Raw genomic sequence first — 9,819 nt, 5'->3', positions numbered from 1 at the left:
AGGCTATTTTGGTTTGCTAAAAACAGGCGAGCCAAAAGCAGGCGAGACCGTTGTGGTATCTGGCGCTGCGGGTGCAGTTGGTAGCTTGGTCGGTCAAATTGCCAAAATCAAAGGCTGCCGAGTCGTCGGTATCGCAGGTGGTGCTGAGAAATGTAAGTTCTTAGTCGATGAGTTAGGCTTTGACGCGGCAATCGACTACAAAAACGAAGACGTGAAAAAAGCCCTAAAGAAAACCTGTCCAAACGGAGTCGATGTATATTTTGACAACGTTGGCGGTGATATCTTAAACGATGTGCTCACTCAGATTAATCTGCGTGCTCGTATCGTTATTTGCGGTGCGATTAGCCAATATAACAACACTACAGCGGTCAAAGGTCCATCAAATTATTTGTCACTATTGGTAAATCGTGCACGTATGGAAGGCATTGTGGTATTTGATAATATCAAAGAATACCCAATCGCGATGAAAGAGATTGCTGGCTGGATCCAGTCAGGTGATATCAAAGTAAAAGATCATATCGTTGAGGGTATCGAGACGTTCCCTGATACTCTGATGATGCTCTTTAAAGGTGAAAATTTTGGCAAACTGGTACTTAAGGTAGAGGGATAAATCATGACACTGAATACAAATGGACTTGAGTCAAGCAAACTAGAAAATGTGACTGCTTCCAACGTAGCAGGTAAGAGAATCTTAATCACGGGCGGTGCTTCTGGCATCGGAGCGGCAAGTGCGCTACTGCTAGCAAGTCGCGGTGCCAAAGTCGTTATTGGCGATTTGGCAGAAGAGATGGGCGCAGGCGTTGCTAAGCAAGCACAAGATGCTGGCAACAGTATTGTTTTTAAAAAGGTCGATGTCACCAGTGGTGATGAAGTGCGCGCCTTATTTGCTTTTGCTATGGAGACGCTTGGTGGTCTGGATGTCGTGGTAAATAATGCGGGTATCGATCATAAGCCTGCGCCCATGCATGAGCTAAGTGATGATGACTTTGATCGTAATATCGCTGTTAACTTAAAAGGTGTCTGGCATTGTATGCGTGCTGCCGTTGCCTGTATGGCACCCAATGGCGGTGGTCATGTGATTAATGTGGCTTCTATTGCAGGCTTGCGCTCTGCACCTATGCTATCGGCTTATAGTGCTGCGAAGCATGGGGTGATGGGACTGACTAAGTCTGCTGCTCATGAATATGCTCGCGTCAATATCCGCTTTAATGCGGTGTGTCCAAGCTTTATCGATACACCAATGGTACGCAATACTATGGCTAATATGGACGAGCGCGCTCAGCAAGCGACTATCAAAGCCAGTCCACTACGCCGTTTAGGGACAGTTGATGAAGTATCAGGCGCGATTGCATGGCTAGCTAGTGACGAGAGCAGCTTTATGAATGGTCATGCGTTTACTCTTGATGGCGGTATGCTGGCTTAGTATCTAAAGTATTTATTAAAATATAAGGAATAATAATGAAAGATTTATTTGATTTAACAGGTAAGATAGCCTTAGTTACTGGTGCTAGCCGCGGTATTGGCGAATCTATTGCACGCTTGCTTGCCTCAAGAGGGGCACATGTAATTGTTTCTAGTCGTAAGATTGATGCGTGCCAAGCAGTCGCTGATAGTATTATTGCTGATGGTTATAAAGCCAGTGCTTTTGCTTGTCATGTCGGAGACATGGAGCAGATTGATGCTATTTTTGAGCATATCAAAAATGAGTTTGGTCAAATTGATATCTTAGTCAATAACGCAGCAGCCAACCCTTACTACGGGCATATCCTAGATACTGACCTAGCGGCTTTTGACAAAACGGTTGAAGTAAACATTCGCGGCTATTTCTTTATGTCGACAGCTGCTGGTAAGATGATGCGCGAGCAAGGTGGCGGCGTTATCTTGAATACTGCATCGGTCAATGGCTTGGTAGCGGGCGACAAACAAGGTATTTACTCAATCACCAAAGCTGCTGTCATTAGCATGACCAAAGCTTTTGCTAAAGAATGTGGCCCATTAAATATCCGTGTGAATGCGTTGTTGCCAGGCTTGACCGATACCAAGTTTGCCTCTGCCTTGACGACCAATGATAAAGTCTTAAAAATGGCGTTACACTCAATTCCTCTAGGACGCGTGGCTGATCCTGATGAAATGGCTGGCACAGTCTTGTACCTAGTGTCTGATGCATCAAGTTATACGACTGGCGCAACGATAGTCGTTGATGGTGGGATGCTAGCTTAGTTAGCAGTTCGTTCTCTAAAAGTAGAGTTATCTCTAAAACCGTATGCTTATAAATGGCATACGGTTTTTTATTTAGCTATAGTAAGTACTAATATTTTAAGTAATGATACTTAAGAGCGGAGCCAAGCATGCAAGCATCTATTATTAATCATTTTACCAATACCAAGACATGGTTATTCGTTCCAGCCACTCGCATAGCTAGAGTGGTAAAGGCGTTTGCTAGTGGCGCTGATGCGGTGATTGTGGATTTGGAAGATGCGGTTGCTGAAGCGGACAAGGTACAAGCTCGCAAAGATTTAAGAGTCTATTATGACAGTCAGGGTTATCAGCCTATTTGGATTCGAATCAATCAAGCAAGTAGTGAGGATTTTATAGAAGACTTAGAACTCTGCCAGCAAATGCCAAATCTTGCTGGACTTATATTACCTAAAGCGGAGCAAGCGGTAGATATTGAAAAAGTTCATAATAAAATGGGTCTACCCGTCATTGCATTGATAGAGACGGCGCTTGGTTTATATCAAATCGATAGTATGGCAAAAGCTGCTGGACTGCTGACATTTAGCTATGGATTTTTAGATTTATGCAATGATTTGCAGGTGCAAGTAGGTACGGCGGCAGCGGATATTGTTGCTAATCAGATTCGTTATCAGCTCTTACTCACCTCAAAAGTGCATAATCTATTAGCCCCTATTGATACGGTTTATACCGACTTTAATGATAATAAAGGGCTTGGGCAGCGAGTGCAATTATGGTCGCAAATGGGCATGTCCAGCATGCTTTGTATCCACCCAAAGCAAGTAGCTGTCGTCCAGAAATCTCTACAACTGACTGATGCTGAAATTGACTTTGCTAAACGTGTGTTAGAAGAATACGAGCAAAGTGGGCAGGCGGTATTTACAATAGACGGCAATATGGTTGATGCGCCCGTGATTGAGCGCTGTCGTCAGCTATTGAACCAGTTCTTAGCTAACTAGCAGGGAAGCAAATAATGGTTTATTATTCACCATACTTATTAGCCATTTATAAAAGAGTTCTATGATTTTTATCAGTAGCAGCATCAGCCTGAATGATAGTGATGTCGAGATTAGCGCGATACGGGCGCAAGGCGCTGGCGGTCAAAACGTTAATAAAGTGTCGTCTGCGATTCATTTGCGCTTTGATATCCATGCATCAAGTTTGAGTGACATCAATAAGCAGCGCCTGCTTGATAGTAAGGACAGCCGAATTACTAAAGAAGGGGTGCTGATTATTAAAGCACAGCAATTTCGTACTCAAGAACGCAATCGAATTGATGCGTTTGAGCGCTTGCAGAGTTTTATCGTAAAAGCTACTTACATCAATAAAACTCGTAAGCCCACCAAACCGAGCCGTAACGCTAAGCGTAAACGCGTGGATAAAAAAACCCAGCGCGGCAAGACAAAAGTATTACGCGGTAAAGTGGATTTTTAATTAGAATGATTTTAAACGTAAAATGCCAGCCTATTTAAGTGGCTGGCATTTTTTATATACTTATTTGCTATCAGCTTTTCAGCTAGCCCAGCCTTCTGCTTAGCTCAGGGAAGCGTTGTATCATAAATAGCATGAGTAGCAATGCCGCGCTGGCGATTGCCGCGCCAACATAGCCCACGCTTGATAACGAGAGATGGGTCACCGCATAACCACCAAACAAAGCCCCTGTACCAATTCCTAAGTTAATAATCCCTGAGAACATTGACATCAGCATGTCTTGCGCGTTGACATCAACCATGATGACTTTGGCTTGCATAGAGACAATCAGCAGCATGAGTGCTGCGCCCCATAGTAAGGCAATCAAGCTGAGCGCCCATACCGAGGTGACGGCAAGCAACAGCGCAAGCATCGATACCAATATCAATATCGTCGATATCAGCATCAATCTGGTATTAAAATTGTCACCCCAGCGACTGAATATCACACTGCCTAGAATGCCTGCCACACCGAATAGCAGAAGTACAAAAGTCGCGGCGTTTTCACTGATGGCACCGACTTGACGCATAAAAGGCTCGATATAAGAGTAAGCGGTATAGTGGGCGGTAAAGACCAGTAAAATAAGCAAATACAGACAGACCAATAAAGGGTTTTTAAGTAATTCTGGAATCTTTCTAAACGAGCCCTCAAACATACTTGGCAGGGTAGGTAAAAGCCTTGCTTGCAAGATAAATACCACCAAAGCAACTGCACCGATACCGCCAAAGGTTGCGCGCCAGCCAAACCATTGACCGATCAATCGTCCTAACGGTACGCCCAGTACCATTGCTAATGAGGTACCGGTCGCAAGCACGCTTAGCGCCATGGCTTTTTTGCCTTTGGGTGCCACTCGTATGGCAATCGCCGCCGTGATTGACCAAAATATCGCATGCGATAGCGCAATCCCAACACGGCTGATGAGTAGCACTTCAAAACTCCACGCAAATACTGACAACGCATGGCTGGCGATAAATACTGCAAATAAGGCTAATAGTAAACGTTTACGTTCAAATCGACTGGTCAATAGCATCAGTGGCAACGACATAGCTGCGACAATCCACGCATAGAGCGTCAACATCCAGCCCGTTTCTGCCGTGGTAATAGAAAAGTCCTGGGCAATATCACTTAATAGGGCGACTGGGACGAATTCGGTGGTATTCATAATGAATGCGCTAACACCCATCAAAAATACTTGAAAATACTGAGTGCGGCGAGCATCTGAGCTCACCTCAAGTTTATGTGTCATAAAATCCAACGGTCAGAAAGAATGCTAAAAAATTAGCGTTTAAAGCGGGGCAGAAATTGGAGTGTTCACAGAAAGGTAAGCAAGATAGCAAGTCAATGGCTTTAGTTAAAGGGGTTTTTTGCTAACGTCATTAACACCTAGCTTTTTAATGATAAATACTTACTTTAGCAATAGGTTTATCTGGTTTGTCAAAATAAATAAATCAGAGGATAATTTCAAGCAATATCATACTTAGTTAGAAGTTATATTATGCTCATCAATGCAGACTTTTCATGCCGTGCTGCCTTAGCACCTGAACACTATCAGTGGGTTCAGTCACCACAAAACGGCGTCGAGCGCGTGATGCTTGACCGAGTTGGCGCCGAAAAAGCGCGTGCTACCAGTATCGTACGCTATGCTCCTGAGTCAAATTTTCCGCATCATCTGCACCCAGGAGGTGAAGAGATTTTGGTATTGTCAGGCACTTTTTCTGCAGATAACAACGATTATCCTGCTGGTTGGTATTTACGCAATCCACCGACCTCAGGGCATCAGCCTTATAGTCATGAGGGCGCTGTTATTTTTGTCAAACTTTGGCAGATGACAGTCGACGAGACCCATCATGTCGCTATCGATACCAACGATGCTGCCAACTGGCAAGCGCAAGGCGGTCGTCAGGTTTGCCATTTATACTCGGATGCAAGGGAGGAGGTGAGCTTGCAACGTGTAGATGCAGGTGAGGCATTGTTTGCAGATACCATCGCAGGAGGTGCTGAGCTATTGGTGCTAGAGGGCATGTTGATAGAAGCTGGACAAACTTATCAGAGCGGTGGTTGGATACGTCTACCTGTCGATGCGACATCGCAAATAACAGCAGGAGCGAATGGCGCTACGGTTTATCTAAAAACTGGACATCTATCACAAATAATCGGTATTGATGTTCACTGAGTGTATAAGTGATTTTGAGAGAATGAATATGAAAAAAGCATCGGTGGCGATTGTTGGCGGCGGTTTAAGTGGCTTGTATGCTGCCTATTTATTGGAGAAAAAAGGCATTGATTATGTGCTGTTAGAAGCGCGATCTACTTTAGGTGGTCGTATCGTTACTGCTGAATTTTCAATAGATAATAAAAATATAGACAGCTTTGATTTGGGACCTTCTTGGTTTTGGCCAGATTATCAGCAGCAGTTGGCTCATCTTATCGATGAATTACAATTAGAGACCATAGCGCAGTTTGAAGAGGGCGACATGATGGTTGAGCACGCGCCTAATGAAGCTGCCGTTCGTACACATGGCTATAAAAGCGCCCTACCGTCAATGCGGCTCAAAGGTGGTATGGCAGCATTAATAGAGGCTCTGTATCTTCGCTTAGATGCATCACGCATTTTTACTGGTCAAATCGTATATCAACTTAATCATAATGGTCAGTATATTGAGATTATTAGTAAAGACAACTCTGGGCAAATAATGACGTGCCAAGCACAACATGTGCTGCTGGCACTACCGCCACGTTTGGCTGCGAAAAGCATAGCGTTTTATCCTGATTTACCGGTTGATTTATCAGCACAATGGCAGCAAACGGCTACTTGGATGGCGCCACACGCCAAGTATGTGGCGATTTATGACACACCTTTTTGGCAAAAACAGGGGCTTTCTGGCGCAGCGAGAAGTGCCCAAGGTCCCATGGTTGAGATTCATGATGCTTCAGTGATAGATGGTAGTGGTGCGCTGTTTGGTTTTATAGGTGTACCTGCATCAGTACGTCAAAGTGTTTCTGAAGCAGTCTTAAAAGCACATTGCCGTGCGCAGTTGGTAAGGCTGTTTGGCGTAGAGGCAGAGAATACTAAGAGAGAATATCTCAAAGACTGGGCACAAGAGCCGTTTACAGCGACTGCTACTGACGTGAGTGGCGATGGTCAACATGCGTCAGCACCTGTTTCTAAAGCAACATCCGGCGTATGGGAAAATTGTCTGACAGGTATTGGAAGTGAGTGGTCGACGCAGTTTTCAGGTTACCTTGCTGGCGCGATCGATGCCGCTAGCATAGGGGTGCTAAACCTTCCTGAGTCAGCCTTTTCTTAATTAATCATGCTTATTTCAATATAAAAAACACCCTTTAAATCATCGTTTTTAGATCAGGCCTTCCTTGTTGTACGGGCGTTCCGCTCTTTATAGCAAGGAAAGGCTTCAGCTCAAGACAAAAAGTGGCTCGTCAAGTAAAGCCATCTCATTAGTCCACTTTGTTACCATCATTCTATCTAACCTTATCTCATCTAAAATAAACAAAATATATATTAACCCTTCACATTGCTATATTATTGCTATAAAATACCGACTGTATGGTTTCTTTAATGTATATACATTATTAATATTTGCTCAATTTGAGACAGGTATCCTAATTATGAGCCCTACCACTATTGCTTACGGTTACCTTGCCATTGCCATCATTTGTGAAGTCATTGGCACCACTTTTTTAGTTAAGTCAGAACAATTTACGCGTTTGGTGCCGACAGTGATTATGGGTGTGCTCTACGCCATCTCGTTTTACTTACTCACGCAAACCATCAAGACCATACCGATTGGTATCGCTTATGCGTTATGGGGTGGGCTTGGAATTGTACTGACATCGTTGATCGGCTTAGTATTTTTTAAGCAAACACTTGATACGGCAGCGGTGGTCGGTATCGCTATGATTGTGGGTGGTGTCGTCGTGATGAACTTGCTGTCTAATTCTGTCGGACATTAATTGTGTATATGGAGATAACAATGGAATCTGAAAGCGCACATAAGCGTAAAAAACAACCTGAAGTAGTACGTCGGGCGCTACTTGACCAAGCGGCACGCATCACTTTAGAGCAAGGTTTAGCCAAGGTCACCTTCCAAGCCGTTGCTGATGCGGTCGGGGTGACAAAAGGCGGTGTGATGCATCACTTCACCACCAAAAACGCTTTGGTGATGGAAGTGTTTCATGATGCGATGAAAAAATTTGAGGTAGAAGTTGATGCGGCGATAGCAAAAGATCCTGTGCGTTATGGCTCTTTTACCCGTGCTTATATCAATGCCACGATCAGCTTAGGTGAAAAAGGGCAGCAAGAGTTTAATAGCCAAGCCACGCTATATGTATTGATGCTTGGAGATGTTGAGCTACGTGAATTATGGGCAGAATGGGCAAATGCACAGTTGAAAAAACATCAAGCAACCGACAACACTGAAACACTATGCATGGTGCGTCTGGTGGCTGATGGTATTTGGCTCTCTGATTTTTCAGGGATTAATATCTCAGATAAAACATCCATACGTGAGCGCCTGATAAAACTGACGCAACCTGAAAATCAGTAAAACGCTGTTTTCAACATTTATCTAATAAGCGTTTTTTATCAAAGAAATATTGCAAGAAAAGCTTGTAGAAATAGGTTATATAAATTTATTTCTAACACTTAAACCATGACGACATTATTCGGTATTAATTTTTTTATAAAGCTTTTGCCAGTCGTTGTAAGGAGAAAGAACTCATGACAGATTCAAAAACAGACCTAAATAAAGTAACAGATATCATCGATTTAGAAAAAACACAAACCGCTTATATTAACGGTCGTTACCTGTCTATCGATGAATCACTTGCAACTTTTGAAGATATTAACCCAGCCACTGGGGAAGTGTTGGCAACCATCCAGCAGACAACCACTGAGCAGATTAACGAAGCTGTAACAGCAGCACAGAAAGGGCAGAAAATTTGGGCGGCGATGACAGCGGTTGAGCGTAGTCGTATTCTGTTAAATGCCGTTGCCATACTACGCGAGCGTAATGATGTACTCGCGTTACTTGAAACCAAAGATACAGGTAAAGCGCTCTCTGAAACCAAATATGTCGATATCGTAACTGGTGCTGATGTTATTGAATACTATGCTGGGCTTGCGCCAATGATTGAAGGTCGTCAGATTCCGCTACGTGATAGCAGCTTTGTTTATACTCGCCGCGAGCCGCTTGGCGTCGTCGCTGGTATTGGCGCATGGAATTATCCGATTCAAATCGCTATGTGGAAGGCTGCTCCTGCACTAGCCGCTGGTAATGCGATGATTTTTAAACCATCAGAGGTCACGCCTTTAACTGCGCTAAAACTGGCAGAAATCTTTACAGAAGCCGGTTTGCCCGATGGCGTCTTTAATGTCGTGCAAGGGGATTATAAAGTTGGCGAAGCATTAACTGCGCATCCTGATATCGCCAAAGTATCGTTTACGGGTGGTGTACCTACGGGTAAAAAAGTGATGGCAAGCGCTGCATTATCGTCGCTTAAAGACGTGACCCTAGAGCTTGGTGGTAAATCGCCATTAATCATATTTGATGATGCCGACATCGATACCGCTGCTGATATTGCCATGATGGCAAACTTCTATAGCACAGGTCAGGTATGTACTAATGGCACGCGTGTCTTTATCCCTAAAGCCTTACAAGCTAAGTTTGAGCAAGCTATCCTAACGCGTGTAGAGCGTATAAAGCTCGGCGATCCGATGGATGAGAGCATTAACATGGGGCCATTAGTTAGCTTCCCGCACATGGAAAGAGTGCTTGGCTATATCGAGCAAGGTAAAGCCAATGGTGCGCGTCTGCTAACGGGTGGTGAACGTATCACGACAGGTGAACTTGCCAATGGTGCATTTGTCGCACCGACCGTGTTTACAGATTGTAGCGATGATATGACTATCGTATGCGAGGAAATCTTTGGTCCAGTGATGTCGATATTGACTTATGAGACCGAAGAAGAAGTCATTCGCCGTGCCAATGATACTGAGTATGGATTGGCAGCAGGGGTCGTGACCGCTGATTTGACCCGAGCGCATCGCGTGATTGGTCAGATTGAAGCCGGTATTTGCTGGTTAAATACGTGGGG

At 44.2% G+C, this 9,819-nt stretch carries 11 protein-coding genes; 10 read left to right on the top strand and 1 reads right to left on the bottom strand.

The genetic code is table 11. The annotated features are described in order from the left end of the window. The 5 genes from VLN09_RS01930 to arfB form a co-directional block, all read left to right on the top strand. A partial coding sequence (locus tag VLN09_RS01930; RefSeq protein WP_325243530.1) for an NADP-dependent oxidoreductase occupies window positions 1-610 on the top strand: 610 nt, incomplete at its 5' end. A gap of 3 nt (window positions 611-613) precedes the next feature. Next, window positions 614-1,423, top strand: a complete 810-nt coding sequence (locus VLN09_RS01925) for an SDR family NAD(P)-dependent oxidoreductase (protein ID WP_325243529.1) — start codon at window positions 614-616, stop codon at window positions 1,421-1,423. A 35-nt stretch (window positions 1,424-1,458) separates the two neighbouring features. Continuing rightward, window positions 1,459-2,220: an SDR family oxidoreductase gene (locus VLN09_RS01920; RefSeq protein WP_414709069.1), complete on the top strand. Its 762-nt coding sequence runs from the start codon at window positions 1,459-1,461 to the stop codon at window positions 2,218-2,220. A gap of 128 nt (window positions 2,221-2,348) precedes the next feature. Then, window positions 2,349-3,194: a CoA ester lyase gene (locus VLN09_RS01915; RefSeq protein WP_325243528.1), complete on the top strand. Its 846-nt coding sequence runs from the start codon at window positions 2,349-2,351 to the stop codon at window positions 3,192-3,194. Between the two features lie 61 nt (window positions 3,195-3,255). Continuing rightward, a complete protein-coding gene (gene arfB, locus VLN09_RS01910) occupies window positions 3,256-3,669 on the top strand; it encodes an alternative ribosome rescue aminoacyl-tRNA hydrolase ArfB (RefSeq protein ID WP_325243527.1) in 414 nt (137 codons plus the stop codon). An 82-nt stretch (window positions 3,670-3,751) separates the two neighbouring features. Here arfB and VLN09_RS01905 read toward each other — a convergent pair whose 3' ends face one another. Then, window positions 3,752-4,951, bottom strand: coding sequence for a sugar transporter (locus VLN09_RS01905; protein WP_325243526.1), 1,200 nt, complete (start codon window positions 4,949-4,951; stop codon window positions 3,752-3,754). 249 nt (window positions 4,952-5,200) lie between these two features. Between VLN09_RS01905 and VLN09_RS01900 the strand changes: the two genes are divergently transcribed. The 5 genes from VLN09_RS01900 to betB all read left to right on the top strand — a co-directional run. Next, the gene (locus tag VLN09_RS01900; RefSeq protein ID WP_325243525.1) at window positions 5,201-5,878 is read left to right on the top strand and encodes a cupin domain-containing protein; all 678 of its coding nucleotides are present in this window, start codon (window positions 5,201-5,203) and stop codon (window positions 5,876-5,878) included. Window positions 5,879-5,906: 28 nt separating this feature from the next. After that, the gene (locus tag VLN09_RS01895) at window positions 5,907-7,013 is read left to right on the top strand and encodes a flavin monoamine oxidase family protein (protein ID WP_325243524.1); all 1,107 of its coding nucleotides are present in this window, start codon (window positions 5,907-5,909) and stop codon (window positions 7,011-7,013) included. A gap of 319 nt (window positions 7,014-7,332) precedes the next feature. After that, a complete protein-coding gene (locus VLN09_RS01890; RefSeq protein ID WP_325243523.1) occupies window positions 7,333-7,677 on the top strand; it encodes a multidrug efflux SMR transporter in 345 nt (114 codons plus the stop codon). Between the two features lie 20 nt (window positions 7,678-7,697). Beyond that, the gene (locus VLN09_RS01885) at window positions 7,698-8,270 is read left to right on the top strand and encodes a TetR/AcrR family transcriptional regulator (RefSeq protein WP_325243522.1); all 573 of its coding nucleotides are present in this window, start codon (window positions 7,698-7,700) and stop codon (window positions 8,268-8,270) included. A 173-nt stretch (window positions 8,271-8,443) separates the two neighbouring features. Then, window positions 8,444-9,819, top strand: a 1,376-nt coding sequence (betB, locus tag VLN09_RS01880; RefSeq protein WP_414709068.1) for a betaine-aldehyde dehydrogenase, incomplete at its 3' end; no start/stop codon positions are given.

The organism is Psychrobacter sp. (assembly GCF_035469765.1).
Taxonomy (GTDB): domain Bacteria; phylum Pseudomonadota; class Gammaproteobacteria; order Pseudomonadales; family Moraxellaceae; genus Psychrobacter.
The sequence above is the reverse complement of the archived record's forward strand: the minus strand, read 5'-3'. Positions and strand labels throughout refer to the sequence as shown.

Excerpts from the sequence above, each read along its gene's own strand:
- VLN09_RS01925 (WP_325243529.1), top strand. The coding sequence starts at position 614 with ATGACACTGAATACAAATGGACTTGAGTCAAGCAAACTAGAAAATGTG.
- VLN09_RS01920 (WP_414709069.1), top strand. The coding sequence starts at position 1,459 with ATGAAAGATTTATTTGATTTAACAGGTAAGATAGCCTTAGTTACTGGT.
- VLN09_RS01915 (WP_325243528.1), top strand. The coding sequence starts at position 2,349 with ATGCAAGCATCTATTATTAATCATTTTACCAATACCAAGACATGGTTA.
- arfB (WP_325243527.1), top strand. The coding sequence starts at position 3,256 with ATGATTTTTATCAGTAGCAGCATCAGCCTGAATGATAGTGATGTCGAG.
- VLN09_RS01905 (WP_325243526.1), bottom strand. The coding sequence starts at position 4,951 with ATGACACATAAACTTGAGGTGAGCTCAGATGCTCGCCGCACTCAGTAT.
- VLN09_RS01900 (WP_325243525.1), top strand. The coding sequence starts at position 5,201 with ATGCTCATCAATGCAGACTTTTCATGCCGTGCTGCCTTAGCACCTGAA.
- VLN09_RS01895 (WP_325243524.1), top strand. The coding sequence starts at position 5,907 with ATGAAAAAAGCATCGGTGGCGATTGTTGGCGGCGGTTTAAGTGGCTTG.
- VLN09_RS01890 (WP_325243523.1), top strand. The coding sequence starts at position 7,333 with ATGAGCCCTACCACTATTGCTTACGGTTACCTTGCCATTGCCATCATT.
- VLN09_RS01885 (WP_325243522.1), top strand. The coding sequence starts at position 7,698 with ATGGAATCTGAAAGCGCACATAAGCGTAAAAAACAACCTGAAGTAGTA.